Annotated in this window: 17 protein-coding genes and 2 pseudogenes; 10 read left to right on the forward strand and 9 right to left on the reverse strand. The window is 52.0% G+C overall.

The features are described 5' to 3' along the window. Nucleotides 1–6: 6 nt before the first annotated feature. From LDK53_RS09315 to LDK53_RS09340, 5 genes and pseudogenes are all read left to right on the forward strand, one after another. Nucleotides 7–981 (forward strand): annotated as a pseudogene (locus LDK53_RS09315) (phage portal protein); the annotation flags it as partial. Between the two features lie 187 nt (nt 982–1,168). Further along, a pseudogene (locus tag LDK53_RS22995) lies at nt 1,169–3,524 on the forward strand (head maturation protease, ClpP-related); the annotation flags it as partial. Between the two features lie 356 nt (nt 3,525–3,880). Next, a complete protein-coding gene (locus tag LDK53_RS09330) occupies nt 3,881–4,519 on the forward strand; it encodes a hypothetical protein (protein WP_225285779.1) in 639 nt (212 codons plus the stop codon). Nucleotides 4,520–4,658: 139 nt separating this feature from the next. After that, nucleotides 4,659–4,892: a cor protein gene (locus LDK53_RS09335; RefSeq protein WP_225285781.1), complete on the forward strand. Its 234-nt coding sequence runs from the start codon at nt 4,659–4,661 to the stop codon at nt 4,890–4,892. Between the two features lie 90 nt (nt 4,893–4,982). Beyond that, a complete protein-coding gene (locus LDK53_RS09340; protein ID WP_225285783.1) occupies nt 4,983–6,209 on the forward strand; it encodes a phage tail protein in 1,227 nt (408 codons plus the stop codon). 108 nt (nt 6,210–6,317) lie between these two features. On the opposite strand, the gene LDK53_RS09345 is transcribed toward LDK53_RS09340, so the two are convergent. Then, complete coding sequence (locus tag LDK53_RS09345; RefSeq protein WP_225285785.1) at nt 6,318–7,412, reverse strand: acyltransferase family protein; 1,095 nt, start codon at nt 7,410–7,412, stop codon at nt 6,318–6,320. 419 nt (nt 7,413–7,831) lie between these two features. On the opposite strand from LDK53_RS09345, the gene LDK53_RS09350 reads away from it, so the two are divergent. Both LDK53_RS09350 and LDK53_RS09355 read left to right on the forward strand, forming a co-directional pair. Further along, nucleotides 7,832–8,071: a hypothetical protein gene (locus LDK53_RS09350; protein WP_225286143.1), complete on the forward strand. Its 240-nt coding sequence runs from the start codon at nt 7,832–7,834 to the stop codon at nt 8,069–8,071. Continuing rightward, nucleotides 8,071–8,394, forward strand: a complete 324-nt coding sequence (locus LDK53_RS09355) for a hypothetical protein (RefSeq protein WP_225285787.1) — start codon at nt 8,071–8,073, stop codon at nt 8,392–8,394. The genes LDK53_RS09350 and LDK53_RS09355 overlap by 1 nt, the downstream gene beginning before the upstream one ends. Before the next feature lie 257 nt (nt 8,395–8,651). Here the strand turns inward: LDK53_RS09355 and LDK53_RS09360 are convergent, their stop codons facing one another. Both LDK53_RS09360 and yeaG read right to left on the reverse strand, forming a co-directional pair. After that, nucleotides 8,652–9,935, reverse strand: a complete 1,284-nt coding sequence (locus LDK53_RS09360) for a YeaH/YhbH family protein (protein ID WP_025759340.1) — start codon at nt 9,933–9,935, stop codon at nt 8,652–8,654. A gap of 74 nt (nt 9,936–10,009) precedes the next feature. Continuing rightward, nucleotides 10,010–11,944, reverse strand: a complete 1,935-nt coding sequence (gene yeaG / locus LDK53_RS09365) for a protein kinase YeaG (RefSeq protein WP_225285798.1) — start codon at nt 11,942–11,944, stop codon at nt 10,010–10,012. 431 nt (nt 11,945–12,375) lie between these two features. On the opposite strand from yeaG, the gene LDK53_RS09370 reads away from it, so the two are divergent. After that, nucleotides 12,376–13,122: a MipA/OmpV family protein gene (locus tag LDK53_RS09370; RefSeq protein WP_225285809.1), complete on the forward strand. Its 747-nt coding sequence runs from the start codon at nt 12,376–12,378 to the stop codon at nt 13,120–13,122. Between the two features lie 85 nt (nt 13,123–13,207). On the opposite strand, the gene LDK53_RS09375 is transcribed toward LDK53_RS09370, so the two are convergent. Continuing rightward, nucleotides 13,208–14,092 carry a D-hexose-6-phosphate mutarotase gene (locus LDK53_RS09375; RefSeq protein WP_045285250.1) on the reverse strand — a complete coding sequence of 295 codons (885 nt, stop codon included), beginning with the start codon at nt 14,090–14,092 and terminating at the stop codon, nt 13,208–13,210. A gap of 72 nt (nt 14,093–14,164) precedes the next feature. Further along, nucleotides 14,165–15,160 carry a glyceraldehyde-3-phosphate dehydrogenase gene (gapA, locus tag LDK53_RS09380; RefSeq protein ID WP_014831506.1) on the reverse strand — a complete coding sequence of 332 codons (996 nt, stop codon included), beginning with the start codon at nt 15,158–15,160 and terminating at the stop codon, nt 14,165–14,167. Nucleotides 15,161–15,501: 341 nt separating this feature from the next. Between gapA and msrB the strand changes: the two genes are divergently transcribed. Next, a complete protein-coding gene (gene msrB / locus LDK53_RS09385) occupies nt 15,502–15,915 on the forward strand; it encodes a peptide-methionine (R)-S-oxide reductase MsrB (protein WP_025759332.1) in 414 nt (137 codons plus the stop codon). Nucleotides 15,916–15,956: 41 nt separating this feature from the next. Beyond that, a complete protein-coding gene (locus LDK53_RS09390) occupies nt 15,957–16,229 on the forward strand; it encodes a YeaC family protein (protein ID WP_025759331.1) in 273 nt (90 codons plus the stop codon). 51 nt (nt 16,230–16,280) lie between these two features. Here LDK53_RS09390 and LDK53_RS09395 read toward each other — a convergent pair whose 3' ends face one another. The 4 genes from LDK53_RS09395 to sppA form a co-directional block, all read right to left on the reverse strand. Next, nucleotides 16,281–17,534, reverse strand: coding sequence for a glycoside hydrolase family 18 protein (locus LDK53_RS09395; RefSeq protein ID WP_225285811.1), 1,254 nt, complete (start codon nt 17,532–17,534; stop codon nt 16,281–16,283). Nucleotides 17,535–17,706: 172 nt separating this feature from the next. Continuing rightward, nucleotides 17,707–18,348, reverse strand: a complete 642-nt coding sequence (gene pncA / locus LDK53_RS09400; protein ID WP_025757381.1) for a bifunctional nicotinamidase/pyrazinamidase — start codon at nt 18,346–18,348, stop codon at nt 17,707–17,709. 9 nt (nt 18,349–18,357) lie between these two features. Further along, a complete protein-coding gene (gene ansA / locus LDK53_RS09405; protein ID WP_008500705.1) occupies nt 18,358–19,374 on the reverse strand; it encodes an asparaginase in 1,017 nt (338 codons plus the stop codon). A gap of 63 nt (nt 19,375–19,437) precedes the next feature. Continuing rightward, the gene (gene sppA, locus LDK53_RS09410) at nt 19,438–21,294 is read right to left on the reverse strand and encodes a signal peptide peptidase SppA (protein ID WP_225285820.1); all 1,857 of its coding nucleotides are present in this window, start codon (nt 21,292–21,294) and stop codon (nt 19,438–19,440) included. Nucleotides 21,295–21,449: the final 155 nt, after the last annotated feature.

Below are 21,449 nucleotides of genomic sequence, written 5' to 3' on the forward strand. Positions count from 1 at the left end.
CTGCGGTTAGCCAGTATTTGTCTTCGCGGGAATGCCTTCATTGAGAAGAAATTCATCGCAAACCGCCTGGTTTCGCGGGTGCCTTTGCTGCCGCAGAACATGGTGGTTAAACGTCTCACTACTGGGGTGCTGGAATACAAATACACTGAAAACGGTAACGAGCGCGTCATTCCCGTCAAAAATATCATGCACATTCGCGGATTCGGGCTGGACGGAGTTTGTGGGATGATGCCAACTATGGCGGGCGTTGATGTATTTGGCGCTGCTATATCGGTGGATGAAGCGGCCGCAAAAATTTTCGAGAATGGCCTTCAAAGCACCGGATTTTTGTCCTCTGAAAATGCACTGACGAAGGAGCAGCGCGATCGACTGCGCCAGAACCTTCAGTCATTTATTGGTTCAAAAAATGCCGGAAAGCTGATGGTTCTGGAAAATAAATTAACTTACCAGAACGTTACAATGAACCCGGAGGCTGCGCAGCTTCTTGAAAGCCGTTCATTCAGCATTGAGGAAATCTGCCGCTGGTTCCGCGTTCCGCCCTATATGCTTGGGCATACGACAAAGCAGAGCAGCAGGGCTTCGAGTCTTGAGGGTATGAACCTTCTTTTCCTGACGCACACCCTGCGACCCCTGCTGGTGAACATCGAACAGGAAATAGGACGGTGCCTGCTGGACAGCGATGATGAGGTGTTCGCGGAGTTCTCTGTAGAAGGACTGCTGCGCGCCGACAGCGCGGGCCGTGCTGCGTACTATACCAGCGCGCTCCAGAATGGGGGGATGTCCCGTAATGACGTGCGCCGTCTTGAAAATATGCCACTGATTGAAGGGGGTGACATTTACACCGTTCAGCTCAACCTGACGTAACTGAAAAATCTCGAAAGCAGCAATCCTGCTGTTCAGGCTCTGGCCCTGAGAAAACTGCATAACCACGTATTCCCCGATATTTCCTTTGAACAATCTCCGCTGAAACAGGCCGCTTAGGAGCACTTTCCTGATGAGCAAAAAACAACTTCCGGCAGCACCGGCGGGTCGCCCCTGCGCGCGGGTCACCTGTGAAACTTTACCCTTCGCCCTAGATCGCTGGGATGGCGGGATCAAAGCGGCGGCCACCGACGACAACAGTATTTCTGTTTTTGATGTGATCGGGCAGGACTACTGGGGTGAAGGCGTAACAGCCAAACGTATCGCCGGTGCGCTACGGGCGATGAATGGCGCCGACGTCACGGTCAATATCAACTCCCCTGGCGGTGACATGTTTGAAGGCCTGGCAATCTACAACCTTCTGCGTGAATACGAAGGCCGTGTGACGGTGAAGGTGCTCGGAATTGCCGCCAGCGCCGCCTCAGTCATTGCGATGGCCGGGGATGAGATTCAGATCGGTCGTGGTGCCTTCCTGATGATCCACAATTGCTGGGTCTACGCGATGGGTAACGATGATGGCACTTTCACCATTACCGGTGCATGGCACGATCCGGATAAATATGCCCGAATCGATACCGGAGCCATTATTGACCAGCGGCCGGTGAGCGTGATTCCGCCGGGCAATCAGTCACCGCCAGACAACATCGTAATCAGCTCGTTTTCAGTGGTGCAGCAGAACATCAGCGTGGAAACCATGCGCGTGAGCTGGGACCAGGCGCAGAACGCTATCGCCTATGAAGCGCAATGGCACCGCAACGACGGGAACTGGGTTAACGTGCCGCGCAGCTCCACCACGTCATTCGACGTGCCGGGGATATATGCCGGGCGCTACCTGGTACGTGTACGCGCCATCAATGCCGCAGAAATTTCTTCCGGGTGGGGCTATTCGGAAGAGAAAACGCTGACGGGTAAAGTGGGCAATCCGCCGAAACCGGTCGGCTTCATCGCTTCCGATAATATGGTATTCGGTATCGAGCTGAGCTGGGGATTCCCGGCGAACACCGACGACACGCTGAAGACGGAAATTCAGTACAGCCTGACCGGTACCGAAGACGATGCTGCTGGCCGATGTGCCTTATCCGCAGCGCAAGTATCAGCAGATGGGCCTTAAGGCTGGGCAAATTTTCTGGTATCGCGCGCAACAGGTGGACCGCAGCGGAAACGAATCAGGATATACAGACTTTGTGCGCGGGCAGGCCAGCATCGATGTATCCGATATCACCGATGCAATCCTGGAGGACATGAAAAGCTCCGATACGTTCAAAGACCTGATCGAGAACGCGGTGGACAGCAGCGGAAAACTGGCAGAACTGGCTGATGCAATCAAAGGGAACGCAGACGGCCATGCTGCTGCGGTTGGCTCGAACAAGCAGACTGCTGAAGCAATCATCGGCAACGCGCTGGCTATTGCCGATGTTGTCGTGCGCCAGACAGCCCAACAGGGCGCTAACTCTGCGACATTCGAACAGCTCCGGGAGGTGATCGCTACTGTGACGGAGGCACGCGTCACGGATGTTACCCGTCTTGAGGCAAAAACAGCACGGAACGAGGCGGGAATTACCGAGGTAAGGCAGGCTCTGTCAGATGAAGCGCAGGCAAGGGCTACTGCTGTTGACCAGCTCACTGCGAGTACTAAGGTCATCTCCGATAAAGCTGATTCGGCTTCGGGTAAAGCTGACGCTGCCTCGGGTAAGGCAGATGCAGCTGAACAAGCCAGCTCGAAAAATACTGCTGATATAACCACGTTGCGACAGGTTGTCACCGACACGACTTCATCAATGGCATCCCGCCTGGAGGAGCTGGGAGCAAGAACCGATACTGCCAGCGGCGGCATCCAGAATAACGCTATCGCGCTAATAACGAGTACGCTGGCGCAGGTTGATCTGCGGGTGAGACTCAGCGCGCAGTACGGTGACAGCAAGGCCGGCATCGATCGTATTGATAACGTCATAGCAAGCGACAGGGAGGCAACAGCACGTTCGCTGCTGAGCTTGCAGGCTGACGTGAACGGCAATAAAGCATCCATCAACAGCCTGAACCAGACGTTCTCCGATTACCAGCAGGCCACAGCCACGCAGATAAACGGCATCACGGCGACCATCAACGGGCACACTTCAGCGATCACCACCAACGCGCAGGCCATTGCGAACGTCAATGGCGACCTGAAGGCGATGTACAGCATCAAGGTCGGGTTATCCAGCAATGGTCAGTATTACGCGGCAGGGATGGGGATCGGTGTAGAGAATACGCCGTCCGGCATGCAGTCGCAGGTCATCTTCCTGGCTGACCGCTTTGCCGTCACTCGCCAGGCCGGAGCCACGGTGACCTTACCGTTCGTTATCCAGAACGGGCAGGTAATGATCAGGGATACGGTAATAGGTGATGCCACTATCACCCGAGCGAAACTGGCTGAAACAATCAGCTCGGTTAATTACGTTCAGAACCAGGCTGGCCTGTCCATAAACTTTAGAACGGGCACGCTTGAGAACTATGGTTCAACCGCGGGGGAAGGGGCCATGAAGCAGACTAATCAAACGATCAGCGTCAAGGATGCCAATAACGTGTTGAGGGTGCAGATCGGGAGAATCACGGGAACATGGTAACGGGAGGCCTCTTACGGGGCCTCTTTTTTTCAGGAGGACTGGATGGCGGAATATGGTGTTCAGACATGGGACGCCTCAGGCAATGTAAACAACTATGGCGTTAAGCCTGTCAGCGTTTGTGCTATCTCCAGCTGGCCCAAAACCAGAAAACAGGCTCTTACTCCGTAGCGCTTCCACCGGGTTGCAGGCTGACCTATTTTCAGAGTATGAACGGTGATCATTTTGGTACGAGTCGGAGGAAGATCACCATTTCGGGGGGAACCGCAACAGTGTCAGCAGTAGGCGATACCGACTACTCAGCAGGGACTGAGCCTGCGGCCGCGGCTTATCTCATTTTCCAGATCGAGAGGGCATAAATGGCGGAGTATGGCGTTTTACTGACGACCACGAGCGGGGAAGTATGGGTGACCGCGAACAGCTCGCTAATCGCACTACAGGCGCGAAAGACAGCGGCACTTCAGGGAACATCGGGGTTCAATACCAAAGTGACGCACACATTCCCCGCAGGTCAGCCTGTTGTAGCCTTCGTTCATTGCACGGTTGAGGTCGAAATCACCCAGACGATAAGGGGGAACACCATCACGATTGATTTTCTCAGACCATATGCAACCGGCACAGCGTACGTTTATTTTTTCTCTATTTTCCCGCAGACAAAGCCAGACTACGGGCTGGCCGTGTGGGATGCTTCAGGGACGCTGATTTTAACAAACGAAACGCGCACGCTGAGCGATGTTGTCACCCTCGGTACCGCCGGGGTGGATGCCAGCTCAGGATACAACATCAATACAACTCTGGCAGGGAAATGGGCCTGCAAGCCTGCCATGCTGGGGCTAATTACCGGGGTTATATCGGCTGGCGGTCAACCGCAGCCCTACTCGGCAATATACAAGAGCATGGCAAGACTTGAGGGAAGCAATACGCGGATATTCGCCAGGCCGCAGACAACCCCGGCGGCAACCTTCAGAACGTTATGTATTCGAATCTTAGGAACGTGATTATGGCCATCAACTGCGCTAACTCCGATTGATCGTTTTGAGCGATCAATTTCGAATAATTGATCTACCAAATCAATTATATCCCGTTGATTCGTATTGTCATTGTGTAGCCTCATGAATGCCCTGGGATATAACCACTATGAAAAATATGATTCTTTGGCTGGCGGTAGCGGTATTGCTATCCGCTTGCGCTGGAGTTATTGAGAAGCAGCAACCCGTATGCACCGGAACAGCGCTGGTCGGCGGACAGGAAAGCAGCGTTCAGATCTACGGAGTCCGTAAACAAAACAATCAGACGCAGTACCGTGCCGGTTATCCCTTTAACTGGTCATGGGTGAGCGCCAACACGTTCACCAGCACCACCTGCCAATAACTCATTCTGTCTCAAAACAAACCCCGCTCCGGCGGGGTTTTTTATTGTCTGGAAAAAATATGCTTTATAACACTGGCACCATCGCCATCAATGGAAATACCCTTACAGGTACCGGCACAAACTTCACTGCTGCTGGTTCTCTTATTCGTAACGGCTGTACCGTTATTTATTGCAATGACCAGCCCTGTGCAGGTATTTCAGATTACCTCCGTCGGCAGCGCAACAAGTCTCACCGTAACGCCAGCGGCCATCCCTGCCATTCCAGCCGGAACCCGGTTTGCCATTCTTCTGAGTGACAGCCTCAGCGTTGACGGCCTGGCGCAGGATATCGCTGAAACCTTTACGATTTACCAGCGCTACATGAGCGGGTTCGCTGATGTAATGAACGGGACATCTGATGTCACCATCACTATCAACGGCACTGCCGTTACCGTGCCGGGTCAAAAATCTATGGCGAAGAAAGGGGCTAACAGCGACATTACTAGCCTTTCTGGGCTGAAAACAGCTCTCAGCATTGAGCAGGGAGGGACCGGGGCAAAGAATGCCGCTGACGCTCGCACAAACCTCGGTTTGGGAAATAGCGCCACTAAGGATGTCGGAACGGCTTCCGGAAAAGTGATGCAGGTAGGGGCTTTTGGGCTAGGTGATGTAGGCGCTTCTATAGGCTGGGGCACCGCTATTACGTCGTCCTTTAGGGTGTCTAATGATGACGGACCCAGTCCTGGAACCGTTTTCATGGGGGTTAATTGCGCTCATACAACAGCTGCGTATTGCATTCAGATAGTAGCTAGAGAAGGTTATGGACTGAACTGGAGATGTAGGGAAAATAGTGTTTTCGCTCCCTGGGCAAGGGTTTTTGACACAAGAAATACTACAAAGGCAAGCGATGGTACGTTGAAAGCTGCATCTCCTGTAGCACGAATTGTCCAGTCGAAAGAACTAAATCAGAGAACTGATATTGCTGAAGAGCGTTTCTCATGGTGTGGCTGCGGAAAAGCTAATGAGGAGGCTGAGGAAGTTCAAATCAGCCGCCTTGATGTTGGAGTCTATGTGCTGACTGGTTCGTCAGGTCTGGCATCTGAGGGATGGCAGCTGCTGCTGCCAATGGATCCTGGCGGCATGGGAGAATTAGGTGTAGTTGAAGCGGAGCAAACTGAAAGCGGTGGCCTGACTATACGCTTGTTTAAACGGAAATACATGCTGAGCGATGACGGCGAGATCATCAAAATGAAAGGGGAACCGATGGACGTGCCGGTTAGCAGTTGGATCGATGTTCGTCGTGATATGACAAAAAAAGTTTCGGAAAATAAAATTTGAAGAAGCATTTCTCTTGAAAAATACGATTAATATCGATTTATAAGCTGATATCACAACCAGCATTATTTCTTGCTGGCTGTGGTTTACTAATTAATCAGACATAGCTATTCATGTTAAAGCATTAAACCGAGGCCGATACGAGAGAAGTTTCCTGCAAAGTTTTGTTGACGGTTTTTCGATTACATTGTAAGCCAAGTAAGATATAATTAAAGAGGAAGAAACAAGAATAAACATTTTGCTAAACCCGTGTGACAATGAATAAAACTCGCCCCCATAATTATTCAGGATGCTTAATACTATAAGATGACTCAAATACAAAGAGTATGATATATCACCTAGAAACGCGAGGGGTTTATTTTCAGATACGCCAATTTTCATTTCATATAATATTGCGAATGTGATGGCAGGGAGGATGAATAAAACAGAGTTTGTTATTCCATGCCAGGAATTAAACCCAGTTAAAAAACAATATATAAAGAAAGATATCCCGCTATAAAAAAGTATCCTTATTGCCCACTCGCTGAAGTGCAATGATACAAAGCGCAGGATAGGAATCGCTTCATAAATAGCTATTCCTGCTATAAACGTTAACATCATAGGTGATGTAAGGATGTTTAAATAAAGCAATATTTCAAACTTACTTTGAGATATTGGATTTAACGATATTGTGCCGCTTTCTAACAACTGAGGAATGAAAACTAATGCAGCAATCATACCTGAACATATAAGTCCCCTGTATTTATGTGATATAATCATTGATAGCATATATATTAGATAGAAAGATATCTCATAAAACAAACTCCATGCGACTGTTAAGTAAGAGTAGCCAAAGAATGGTCCACCTTTTGAGTAATCAAGTGGTAAAATCAGAATTGCGTTGATTATATCTGTCATGGATGCTGGGGATGTTTTATAAGCTACGCATATGCTGAATGCTACAAATAAAATATAAGCCGGGTAAATTCTGAAAAATCTTTTTAGCACAAACTCTTTTGCTGGTGTTTTATTTTTTGTTGAAAGGCAAATAATAAATCCGCTTATAATAAAGAACGCATCAACTCCTATCTCTCCCCATCTAAATAGTATGTTACCTAAATCTTTTTGAGCATAAACATCATTTAACACGCCGCGAAAATGGAACAATACTACCATTAGGGCTGATATACCTCTAATATAATGTATGGATAAAATATTTTTTTTCATTATATAGGCTCTGATATTAACTGGAGATGGAATATTTTTTACAATAGTAACATTTTAAGAGGACATATGAAAGCTAATGCACGAAAATTTCAATGCTAAATCATGAGGTTAGAAAGATTATCTGACTCAAGTGTAAGAGATGAGTCAATTTAATGTTAGTTATAGGGGCAAAAAGGGAATGAGACAGCTATATATGATATATCATATTGCGCGCATCAGAACATTTCTTGTATCAATCTTGGTTAAAATATGTTCATTCAGCTTTATGGGTAGATGATTTACAACAGCGATAAACCGATTTGAAATAGGAACTTAGAAGCAAAGTGGCGAACTGCTAAACATTCCCTGCTGCTGAGGTATCTTACGCGTAAACATAAATGAAAGTACTGTATATAAACTCAGCTTTTTGTGAGGTAATGATGCCACGCACAGCAGACATAAATGCCGCATTTATAGCGGCTATTGAGCTTAACCCAAAAGGTTATCGCTATCTGAGGACAGATAGTTTCATTCAGTACTTGAGGGGCTTTAACTGGCACTTTACCAGGGCCGATGCAAATTCGTGGATAGAGCGGAACCAGCCTGGCTTCGCCGACAAGACGACAGACGGCAGCGACAACCGTTATTGGTTCCTGCGCAACATGGGGAGAGTTCTATAATGGGATTTCCTTCACCAGCAACAGACTACGTAGAGCGCCGACTAACTCCAGCAATTCTGTGCAATATGGGTGCTGATAGCAGGGTGCTTGAAACGGATGTGGGGTTTACGGTCATAGAGCCAGCAACGAAAAAAACACCTGGAGATGTATTGTTAATTCTGTGTGACGGCCACTCACAATTTGCAAAACTCATGGGCAAGGCGCTCATTACGGATGATGGTGAAGCGATTGAGGGAGCTGCGCTTCAAGAAATAGAAGTGCTGGGTAGGGTGACGTTCTTCATGAATCGTGCATTAGATGATGATTGCCCGCAATATAGATAAAGTTCCCCATGCGTCACTGAAAAATAACCAGCCATATGCGGCTGGTTTTTTGTGTGGCTTTGGTCGGTACGAGAGGACTTGAACCTCCATCGCCATAACGGCCAGCCTAAGGTCAAAAGAAGTTTTGCGTAATCCTTTCTTAAAAATCACATTCCCCAAAATAAAATTTAAGTGAATGAAAAACATGGTAAAAGTTAAGAATGAAAATGCAATAAAATCAGCCAGAAAAACATAGTTAACTGGCTGATTAATAACATCTAATTGGAGGTTGTAGAGCTTTGCTTGTGGAACAGCTCCCTGAACACGGGATAAATATCATCCTGGTCACGGATGTGCTGCATGGCAAAATTATCAAACATCGACTGCAGATGTTCATACTCCCGCCACAGGGTCTGGTGTGCGCGACGGGTGATTTCGATATAGCTGTAGTAACGCACCACCGGCAGAATCTTTTTCGCCAGAATTTCGTGACACAGCGGTGAGTCATCTGCCCAGTTATCGCCGTCCGACGCCTGCGCGGCATAGATGTTCCACTGCGCCGGGTCGTAACGCTCTTTCACCACTTCATCCATCAGCTTCAGCGCGCTCGAGACGATGGTGCCCCCGGTCTCCTGAGAGTAGAAGAACTCGTGTTCATCCACCTCTTTGGCCTGGGTATGGTGGCGAATATAGACCACTTCCACGTTCTTATACGTTCGGCTCAGGAAGAGATAGAGCAGAATATAAAAACGCTTCGCCATGTCTTTGGTGGCCTGGTCCATGGAACCGGAAACGTCCATCAGACAGAACATCACCGCCTGGCTGGAGGGTTCCGGACGCTTTTCGTAGTTCTTGTAGCGCAGGTCGAAGGTGTCGATAAACGGTACCCGGTCGATCTTCGCTCTCAGCTCGGCAATCTCTTTACGCAGGCGTTCTTCTTCCAGCAGTTGCGCCGGCTCGCTGTTTTCAACCACCTTCAGGCTGCTCTCCAGTTCGCGCAGCTCACGACGTTTTCCTGCCGTCATGGCCGTGCGTCGCGCCAGCGAGTTCTGCAGCGAACGCACGACGCTGATATTGGCGGGCACGCCGTTGGCGGTATAACCCGCGCGATGGGTTTTGTATTCATTGAGCTGACGGTGCTGATTCTTTTTCAGATTCGGCAGCGCCAGGTCTTCGAACAGCAGGTCGAGATATTCATCTTTTGAGATCTGGAAGACAAATTCGTCCTGACCTTCACCGTCCTGGCTGGCCTGTCCCTGACCGCTTCCTGAACCACCGCCGCCGCCCTGAGGACGCTCAATTCTGTCGTTCTGAACGAAGTGGTCATTACCTGGGTGTACGCGATGGCGCAGACCGCCTCGCCCCTGATGAAACATCGGTTCGCTGATGTCATCGGTGGGGATGGAGACAGACTCGCCGCTGTCGACGTCGGTCACCGAGCGTTTGTTGATGGCCTCGGAGATAGACTGTTTAATTTGCGCTTTATAACGACGCAAGAAGCGCTGGCGGTTCACCGTGCTCTTGTTTTTGCCGTTAAGACGCCGGTCAATAAACCAGGTCATATACCTCCCGTACTGCATTTGCCAACTTGCATTTTGTAGGCCCGGCAGGCGTTAAACGCCACCGGGCACTTGTTTTAAGACGATTTACGCACGCGCAGGTACCATTCGCAGAGCAGGCGAACCTGTTTGCGGGTGTAGCCTTTCTCCATCATACGGTCGACAAAATCGTCGTGCTTTTTCTGTTCATCGGTTGAGGTTTTGGTGTTAAACGAGATCACCGGCAACAGCTCTTCGGTATTAGAGAACATTTTCTTCTCAATGACCGTGCGCAGCTTCTCGTAGCTGGTCCAGTTCGGATTGCGGCCGTTGTTGTGCGCTCTGGCGCGCAGGACAAAGTTCACAATCTCGTTACGGAAGTCTTTCGGGTTGCTGATCCCGGCCGGCTTCTCGATTTTTTCCAGCTCCGCGTTCAGGGATTCACGGTCAAACAGCTGGCCGGTATCCGGGTCGCGGTACTCCTGATCCTGGATCCAGAAGTCAGCGTAGGTGACATAACGGTCGAAAATGTTCTGCCCGTATTCTGAATAGGACTCCAGGTAGGCCGTCTGGATCTCTTTGCCAATGAACTCGGCGTATTTTGGAATAAGGTAACCTTTCAGGAACTCCAGGTAGCGTTCAGCCTGCTCCTGTGGGAACTGCTCGCGTTCGATTTGCTGCTCCAGCACGTAGAACAGATGAACCGGGTTAGCCGCCACTTCCGCATGGTCGAAGTTAAAGACGCGGGAGAGGATCTTAAACGCAAAACGCGTGGACAGACCGTTCATCCCTTCATCAACCCCGGCGTAATCGCGGTATTCCTGATAGGACTTCGCTTTCGGGTCGGTATCTTTCAGGCTTTCACCGTCATACACGCGCATTTTTGAGTAGATGCTGGAGTTTTCCGGCTCTTTCAGACGCGACAGAATGGAGAAGCGTGACAGCGTTTCCAGGGTGCCGGGTGCGCACGGGGCATGCGCCAGCTCACTGTGGTTAAGCAATTTCTCGTAAATTTTGATCTCTTCGGAGATCCGCAGGCAATAAGGCACTTTGACGATGTAAACGCGGTCAAGGAACGCCTCATTGTTTTTGTTATTACGGAAAGTCACCCATTCAGATTCGTTCGAGTGGGCGAGAATGATCCCGTTAAACGGCAGGGCGGAGATACCTTCCGTCCCGTTGTAGTTCCCTTCCTGGGTCGCCGTCAGCAGGGGGTGCAGCACTTTGATCGGTGCTTTAAACATCTCGACGAACTCCATAATCCCCTGGTTTGCTCGGCACAGCGCGCCGGAGTAACCGTAGGCATCCGGGTCATTCTGCGCGAAGTTTTCCAGCTTACGGATGTCGACTTTACCCACCAGAGCGGAGATGTCCTGGTTGTTCTCATCCCCCGGTTCTGTTTTCGCGATGGCAATCTGTTCCAGGATAGACGGCCAGACTTTCACCACGCGGAATTTGGTGATGTCGCCGCCAAACTCGTGCAGGCGTTTCGCCGCCCACGGCGACATGATGGTGCCGAGATAGCGACGCGGGATGCCATACTCTTTGTCCAGAATTTGCGCATCTTCCTGCGGGTTAAACAGGCACAGCGGATGGTCGTTGACCGGGCTGCGCTCGCCGTTCGCGCTCAGCACACAGATAGGCACGCGCTGCATCAGCGACTTCAGGCGTTCTGCCAGCGAGGACTTACCGCCCCCCACCGGGCCGAGTAAATAGAGGATCTGTTTCTTCTCTTCCAGGCCCTGAGCAGCATGCTTCAGGTAAGAGACGATTTGTTCAATGGCATCTTCCATACCATAGAACTCTTCAAACGCCGGGTAGCGGGCGACCACCCGATTCGAAAAGAGACGGGAAAGCCGGGGTTCCAGGGCAGTATCAACCATGTTTGGCTCACCAATAGCCATCAATAGCCGTTCTGCCGCATTGGCATAAGCACTGCGATCTTGCCGACAGATGGTAAGAAACTCCTGCAGTGTGAACTCTTCGTCCTTGGCAGCTTCATAACGCTGGCGATAGTGATCGAATATATTCATGGCATGCCGTCCTTTCGTTTTTTAGCACAGGATAAGAGCCGTTCGTATGAGTAGTGGAGGCTCCCGGAAGAGGATCTCTCGCACCTCACTGCCAGAGCAGCAACCTGTGTGCCAGGTCGGACGCTAAGCACCGCGGGGTGTTCAGGAAAACTCTTCTTAAATTAAAGCGTAGATGGCATTTGCAAAACTTGCATGCCGATAAAATCTAATTTCAATGACATATCAATAACTCATCCAAAAATTTCCACTGTGGTGATAAGGCAAATGCCCCTTTTTCATACAGTGGTCATATAAATGAAAGCGGGTTGTCATCTGAAAAGTTAAAAATAATGGGTTAATCAGACTGATTAGCAGGCAAAAAATTTTGGGATGTACGGGAATGGCGGTTACACTTCACCCGCTGATTATTTGACTACAGGAAAGAATGGATTGTGACCAAACTCAAACTTCTGGCATTGGGCATCCTTGCCGCGACCGCAGTAAGTACCGCACAGGCGGAAAGTCAGTGGACGGTTGGCGCGGGCGTTGGCGTCATTAACAGCCCGTACAAACAGTATGACCGTGATCTTTATCCCGTTCCCGTTGTCACCTATGAAGGCGATAACGTCTGGTTCCATGGGCTCGGCGGTGGCTACTATCTGTGGAACGATACGGCCGATAAGCTCTCCATTATGGCTTACTACGACCCAACGCACTTCAAGCCGGGCGACAGCGACAGCCACGCGCTTCGTCAGCTCGACAAGCGTAAAGGCACCCTGATGGCTGGGCTTTCCTATGTGCATAACACCCAGTACGGTTTCCTGCGTACTGCCCTCGCGGGCGATACGCTGGATAACAGCAACGGCTTTATCTGGGATCTGGCGTGGTTATACCGCTACACCAACGGTGCGCTGACCCTGACGCCAGGTATCGGTGTGCAGTACAACAGCGAGAACTACAACGACTACTATTACGGCGTCTCTAAAAATGAGTCCCGTCGCAGTGGTCTGAAAAGCTACAGCGCTAATGATGGCTGGAATCCCTACCTGGAGCTGACCGCTAGCTATAACTTCCTCGGGGACTGGAGCGTATACGGTACTGGCCGTTACGAACGTCTGAGCGATGAGGTGAAAGACAGCCCGATGGTCGACAAGTCCTGGGCAGGCATTTTCTCAGTCGGTGTGACCTACAAGTTCTGATTGCACTGCTAACGTGCAGTTCGTGCATTAAAACGGGGCGCTTGCGCCCCGTTTGCTTTTATATGGTGCAGAGAAGCGGAATCCCCTAGCGCTTCACAATCTTAATTGTCTGTCCTAAGCGAGAGGGTTTTTCATCGCTCGCTTTCTGCGGCGTGCTCACGCAAGCGGTTTCCACACAGACAAACGTTTTATACCCCTCATCCGTCATGTCGGCCATGCTGACAGAAAGCGCCGGGCCCGGGTTCCAGCCCACCACGTCGCTGTGATGATGATGAACCACTTCGATGCCACGGTTCAGGGCGCCGTCGTGGATCACGCTGCAGGCTTCCGGATGCAGATAGACGCGGTCGGTACGGTCAGGGAAAGTCTGTACCCCGTCGCTCAGTTTACCTTCTTTCGCGTTGTCGACTTTGTCGATATACGTATCGCCAAGGCCGCTCACCTTCACCGCGCCGATGTCACCCACGTGGAAGTAGGTATGCAGGGCAGAGGTGGTTTCGAACTCACCGTGGGCTTCCAGTTCAATTTCACAGGTCTTACCCAGCTTAAAGCGGGCGTACAGGGTGAAATCATGCGGCCAGAGGGCACGCGTTTGATCATTCGCCTGAAGTTCAAAGGTCAGCACAGCGCCGTTGTCATCTTCATTATGCGCTTTCAGGGTCCACTGCTGGTTACGGGCAAAACCGTGGGAAGGCAGACCCGGCTGTGCGGAAGGGCCAAACCATGGCCAGCAGATCGGTACGCCACCGCGGATGGCTGCCCCTTTTTTAAAAGAGGTCGCATCGCTCAGCCATAAAGCTTCGGCTTCACCTTCCGGTTTCCAGGAGAGCAGATGAGCGCCGTTCAGTGCCACGGAGGCTTTAACGCGCGGATGGTCAACGACGATGACATCGGCACCGTCAATCTGACGGCGGGAAAGCACAGGGGTAAGCTGTTCGACTACCGGAAGTGCAAAAATTTTATTAATCATTAAGCAATCCTCTGTCTTGGCAATAAAAAAGGCGACCGAAGTCGCCTTTTTGGATCAAACACTCATCTCAACTTATTTGGAGATGTGAGCGATCAGGTCCAGTACTTTGTTAGAGTAGCCGGTTTCGTTGTCGTACCAGGATACCAGTTTAACGAAGTTGTCGTTCAGTGCGATACCTGCTTTAGCATCGAACACGGAAGTGCACACTTCGCCGTTGAAATCGGTAGATACAACGTCGTCTTCGGTGTAACCCAGAACGCCTTTCATTGCGCCTTCGGAAGCAGCTTTGATTGCTTTCTTAATTTCTTCATAAGAAGCAGCTTTTTCCAGACGAACGGTCAGGTCAACAACGGATACGTTAGGAGTTGGAACGCGGAACGCCATACCAGTCAGTTTGCCGTTCAGTTCTGGCAGTACTTTACCTACTGCTTTAGCAGCACCGGTAGAGGATGGGATGATGTTCTGAGCCGCGCCACGGCCGCCGCGCCAGTCTTTGTGAGACGGGCCGTCAACGGTTTTCTGAGTAGCGGTGGTTGCGTGAACGGTAGTCATCAGACCTTCGATGATGCCGAAGTTGTCGTTGATAACTTTAGCCAGCGGTGCCAGGCAGTTGGTGGTGCAGGATGCGTTAGAAACGATGTCCTGGCCAGCGTAAGTCTCGAAGTTTGCACCACGAACGAACATTGGGGTGTTGTCTTTGGAAGGACCGGTCAGAACAACTTTTTTCGCACCCGCAGTGATGTGTTTACGTGCAGTTTCGTCGGTCAGGAAGATACCGGTAGCTTCAGCTACAACGTCAACACCGATTTCGTTCCATTTCAGGTTAGCTGGGTCTTTCTCAGCAGTAACGCGGATGGTTTTGCCGTTAACAACCAGGTGGCCGTCTTTCACTTCAACGGTGCCGTCGAAACGACCGTGAGTTGAGTCGTACTTCAGCATGTACGCCATGTATTCAGCGTCCAGGAGATCGTTGATACCAACGATTTCGATGTCAGAACGTTTCTGAGCAGCACGGAAAACAATACGGCCGATACGGCCAAAACCGTTGATACCTACTTTGATAGTCATATATTCCACCAGCTATTTGTTAGTGAATAAAAGGTTGCCTGTAAAATTACAAAAACCTTACGCAGCGTCAAGCGGAATCGTGTCAATCATTGCGACAAATCAATCCTGTGACTAACGTTTGTGCGACTGACTCGCCTCACTTTCCCTTTGAGCTTGCAACCACATGGGGGCTGCGCCCGGGATTTTAAAGTCCTCTCAGGATAAAAATGTGAACATGATCACAATTGCCTGACCGCCTTTTCGCGACACATAAGTTTAGATCAAAAGTGCACGCAAGGGTGTTAATGTTTTGTTAGAATCCGGGTTAAAAGATGTCTGTTTCTACAGCGAGATGTAAGCCTATGTCGAACCAACGTAACCCTGACGATTTGAAAAAAAACCTCACAGAAATGCAGTTTTACGTGACGCAGAATCACGGCACGGAGCCGCCGTTCACCGGACGTTTACTGCATAACAAACGCGATGGCGTTTACCACTGTCTGGTCTGTGATGCGCCGTTGTTCAATTCCCAGACGAAATACGATTCTGGCTGCGGCTGGCCGAGCTTTTACGAGCCGGTGAGCGACGAGGCAATCCGCTACCTGACTGACTCGTCCCATGGCATGGTGCGCACGGAAATACGTTGCGGCAACTGTGATGCACACCTGGGTCACGTCTTCCCGGATGGACCACAGCCAACGGGCGAGCGTTTCTGCGTCAATTCAGCCTCCCTGAGCTTCAGCGACGATGAAAACGGCGACCAGATCAAAGGTTGAAAAAACGATTCAGCAAATTATTCCTGCTAAAGGGAGCGATTGTGAATATTGAAGAGATGATTAGCGGCATGACGCCGGAGATTTATCAGCGTCTGGTCACCGCCGTTGAGCTCGGAAAATGGCCTGACGGCGTCGCGCTGACGCCGGAGCAAAAAGAGAACAGCCTGCAACTGGTCATGCTGTGGCAGGCGCGCAATAACACCGACGCGCAGCACATGACCATCGACACCAACGGCCAGATGGTGATGAAGAGCAAGCGTGAGCTGAAAGAAGAGTTCGGCATCACGCCGAAGCCGATTGCCACTTTCAAATAATGATCTCAATGTAGGCCGGGTAAGCGTTAGCGCCACCCGGCACAATGCAGCTTAGTGCGGGATCCCCAGCGACGCCGCCAGCTGCTTCGCTAACTGGTTTTCGTCATCCGCGCCATACTCCCAGAACATCGCCCCGGCGAGGCCTTTCGCTTTGATATAGTCCGCTTTGATGGCAACGGAACGTGGGTTCTCATACGAAATCGCAAACAGCGCGTTGCCATCGGCACCCTTCACCGAGAGCCACGGCACTTTCGCCTGGTCGTCCCAGTGCTCTGTAAAGCGCTTCTGCGGATCGTTCAACAGCTTTTTCACGATATCGTTGTACTTCACGTAGGTATCTTTGGTCAGGTCATAGCCGAGTGACCTGAACAACCCGATCTCCTGTGGCCCGAAGTAGGGCTGGGTAACTGGATTTTTTTGTGCGTCGGGTTTGCTCCAGTCAATGCCCGGCTCCACGGCGCGTTTCGGCACGCGGCCATAGAAACCGATCCCAAGGTTCATCTGCTGCGGCTTCAGCCCGGCGGCCAGATAATTGTTCACCACAAAATCGACGCTGTATTTATCTGCAGCGGCCACCGTCGGCCACGTGCTGGAGTCATACAAATTGGCGTTGAAATATTGCGTTCCGTACGCCATGTCGTAGGTCATCAGGTTGATGTAGTCGAGCAGGGGAGCGATGGCGGTGATATCCACCCAGCTTTTCGGACTTTCCGCGTTGGCGCCCACCGCAATGGTTACCAGCTTTTTGTCTCCGAAGGCAGCGCGCATCTCTTTTAGCAGGGCGGTGAAGTTATCCCGGTCGGCGGGCTGGCTTGCAACCAGACCCCATGCGCCATTCACCGGGTACTCCCAGTCGAGATCGATCCCGTCCAGACCGTACTTGTCGACAATCTCCTGCGCGGAGCGGATAAACACCGCGCGACTCTCTTTGGTTGCCGCTGCGCCAGAGAAACCGCGTGCGCCCCAGCCGCCGACGGAGAGCAGGACCTTAAGGTTCGGGTTTTGTTTGCGCAGGGTCGGGATGAATGCGAGGTCGGAGGCGACTTTGGGTGATAACCAGATCTGGTGCAGCCTGGTCGAGTCTTTCAGCGCGGCGTTGGTTTCGTCTTTTTCGTCGTTATAGATCAGACCAAATGAGTAGTTGAGATGCGTAATCTGGCGGACGTCTAATTTGTTGATGTCGCCACCCGGTCCGGCAGTGACGTCACCTCCGCCGTTAAAGTAGCCTACGGACATCAGGTTACTGGCAGAAGCAACGGAAGCGCACAGCAGGGGCAAAGCTGCCAGCAAAGGCATACGTTTCATACAAGTTCCTCTTTGACATAATAAAATTAACCACGCCACGGAAAAGGCGTGGCGAAAAAACAACCTGATGAGAATAGCATTGCCGCTTCGCTGAGGATGCGAGGGAGTTCACTTTATGGGAGATCGGAGAGGGGTTGCCGGGTAAGGCGAAGCCGCCACCCGGCATAAAAGACTACGCCTGCGTTTCCAGCCAGTCTTCGAGCGTATACAGCGTCGCACCTTCCGCGGCCATGTCCATAAACGCCTGGGCACTGTCCTGCGGCTGAATATTCACCCCACGGCAACCATCGGTGATGACGCTGACGGTATAGCCTAACTGGAGCGCGTCCAGCACGGTAAACTTCACGCAGTAATCGGTTGCCAGCCCCAGCACAATCAACTCCGTGATTTCATGGTGACGTAACCACGCGTCCAGCGCCGTTTTCTGGCGATGCCCGTTATCAAAAAACGCGCTGTAGCTGTCGATAGCCGGGTTTTCCCCTTTATGGAACACCGCATCGATGGCTTTCTGTTTCAGGAGCGGATGCAGCTCCGCGCCTTGTGTCTGCTGTACGCAGTGATCCGGCCAGAAGGTTTGTGGCAACCCGTCGAGTTCTCCCTGAGTGAATGGCTCGACGTGATGCTGGCTGGCAAAGCTGCCGTGATTCGCCGGGTGCCAGTCCTGGCTTGCGACAACGGCTTCACCGCGGGCTTTGCACCAGTCAATCAGCGTGTTGGCCACGTCAACGGTGCTGTCACCTTCGGCGACGGCCAGCGCACCGCCCGCGCAGAAATCATTTTGCAAATCGACCAGTAGCAGGGCGCGTTGCTTCATGAGACCTCCTTATTCGTCAGGCGTCAGTTCGCCGCGCAGGTTTTGCATCATCGCGCTGCGAATGGACTGAATATCCAGATCCTGGCTCAGTAAATAGTGAAGTTTAGTCAGCGTTGCCTCAACGGTCATGTCGAAGCCGCTGATCACCCCCGCATGCGCCAGCGCGTTGCCGGTGGCATAGCCGCCCATATTGACTTTACCGGACATGCACTGCGTCAGGTTCACCACTACAATTCCGCGCTCGCTGGCCTCCTGAAGCTCTTTCAGGAATTCGCCGTTCTGCGGCGCATTGCCCACGCCATAGGAGCGCAGAATCAGCGCTTTCACCGGCTGACGCAGGAAGTTACGCACCACGTCCGCAGAGATCCCCGGGTAGATGGTGACCACGCCAATCGGTTGCGGCGTGATCGGATGCACAATCAGCTCGCCTGCGGTGTTTGGCGCAGGCGGGGTTCCCAGACGACGAATATGAATACCGGCTTCCAGCAGCGGCTGAAGGTTGGGTGAAGCGAATGCGTCAAACCCGTCGGCATGGGCTTTGGTGGTGCGGTTGCCGCGATACAGGCGGTTGTTAAAGAACAACGACACTTCGTTAATTGGGTAATTCGCCGCTACGTACAGGGAGTTCAGCAGGTTGATCTGACCGTCGGAGCGCAGCTCCGCAAGCGGAATTTGCGAGCCTGTCACGATAACCGGCTTGCTCAGATTCTCCAGCATGAAGGAGAGCGCCGAGGCGGTAAAAGCCATGGTGTCGGTACCGTGGAGGATCACGAAACCGTCATACTGGTCGTAATGGGCTTTGATGTCATCCGCGATGTGCTGCCAGTCTTCTGGCGTCATATCGGAGGAGTCCATCAGCGGCTCATACTCGTGGATAGTGAAGTCAGGCATTTCCGGACGGTGGAATTCTGGCATCAGCGCAAGCTGACGCTGAAGGTGACCGGAGACGGGGATATAGCCGTTTTCAGAGCGTTGCATACCGATGGTACCGCCAGTGTAGGCTACATAAATCGATTTCTTCTGCATGGTAGTGAGTTCTTGTTCTTCAAAAGAAAAAAATCCCCTCTTCGCGAGAAGAGGGGACGGTTTTTAACGGACGTTCGCGCAGGTCAGGCAAAACGCGTAACGACTTTGTGGATCATTAAAGGCCGCGAGCTTATCGCTTTCCGCTTTCATCGCTTTTGCCGCCGTGGCGACGGGCGCAGGCAGATAGGCCTGCAGCGCCTCCGGCAGCATGGCGCGCACGGAGCCGGACATGCTGTCCATGACCATATCGAAGAACGACGGCTCGTCCTGATAGTATTCAACATGCCACTGTTTCAGCTTCGCCAGTTCAGCGGCCTTCTTCACCGCGTCATCGAAGTCGCCCAGGCTGTCGACCAGACCGTTGCTCTTCGCATCCTGGCCGGTCCAGACGTGGCCCTGGGCAATCTGGTCGATCTGCTCAGGCGTCTTTTTACGCGAATCCGCCACCAGGGTGATAAAGCGTTTATAGCCGTTCTCAATGCTGAGCTGCATCATCTCAGAGACTTCCGGCGGCAGAGATTTTGTCACAGACACATCCGCCAGCGGGGAGGTCGCCACGCCGTCGGTATGCACGCCCAGAGAATCCAGGCTGTTTTCCACGGTGTTGATCACCCCGAAGATGCCAATTGATCCGGTCAATGTGCTTGGGTTAGCCACGATGTAGTTAGCGGGAGTGGAGATCCAGTACCCCCCGGAGGCGGCCATTCCGCCCATTGAGACGACGACCGGCTTGCCGGCGGCACGCGCGGCAGCCAGTTCAGCGCGGATCACCTCGGAGGCGCTGACGCTGCCGCCAGGGCTGTTCACCCGTAGCACAATCGCTTTCACTTTCGGATCCAGGCGCGCATCGCGGATTTGTGATGCCGTGGTATCACCGCCCACGTTCCCCGGCGTCTCCTCACCGTCCATGATGGCACCGTTGGCAAAGACCACCGCGACGCTGTCACCGTTCTCATCCGGTTTTTTCGCCGAGTAATCGTACATGCTGATGGCGCTGTAATTTTTGTCCTCTTTGCTCCAGCCAAACTGTTTGCTCAGGGATTTTTCAATCTCGGCGCTGGTGCCCAGGGCATCAACCAGTTTGTTGTCGAGCGCATATTTCGCGGTATCACCGTCCACTTTACGCAGACCGTCCAGCACGCCCTGTGCGCCAGGGAACACCTGTTCCGGCGTAATCTGGCGGTTAGCGGCAACGGTGCCCAGATAGTTCTGCCACAGTTCGCCAATCCAGCGGCTGTCCGCTTCACGGGCGGCAGGGGACATATCATCGCGGATGAACGGCTCAACGGCAGATTTATAAGTCCCGACGCGGAAGACGTGGGTGGTGACCTTCAGCTTGTCGAGCAGCGATTTGTAATACAGCCCGTTGGTGGCAAAACCGTGCAGATCGACCGTGCCCTGCGGGGAGAGCCAGATCTTATTGGCAAAGCTCGCCAGATAATATTGCCCCTGGCTGTAGCTGTCGCCCACGGCAATCACCGGCTTGCCGCTGTCGCGGAATTCGCGCAGCGCTTTACCGATGTACTGCATGGAAGGCTGATCGCCGCCGGCAAAATCTTTCAGATCCAGCACGATCCCGGTGATGTTTCGGTCGTCTTTGGCCTGACGAATGGTATCGACAATATCAAACAGGGAATTTTCCTGCAGACGGTCTGATGTCGCGCCAAACAGCTGGCGGCTGATTACCCCCAGACGGCTGCTGGCGGACGGTTTATCAACAATAACGCCGGTGATATCGAGTAACAGCGCCCCGCGAGTCGAATGCTGCGCCTGATTCGCGTTACTGATGTGCATCCAGATGCCCGCGCAAACCAGAACCAGGAAAATGAAGAAGATGTTCATCACCAGGTTGCGGACGAAGTTGAGCAGTCGCCACGTCCATTTAAAGAAACCGGCAAAGATTCGCCAAAGGGTTCGCATGTATTCTCCCTAACCAGAAAATGACTGTTTCCGTCGCCACTGGACGGTAATGTTGGGTTATCGTAATGACCCAACCGCCACTTGTCAGCAGGAATCGCCTGCCAGGCTGTAACAAAATCTGCCGTCGTGTTAATTTTGTGAGTAAATTTCAAGAA

The sequence above is a fragment of the Enterobacter sp. K16B genome (assembly GCF_020216105.1).
Lineage (GTDB): Bacteria > Pseudomonadota > Gammaproteobacteria > Enterobacterales > Enterobacteriaceae > Enterobacter > Enterobacter sichuanensis.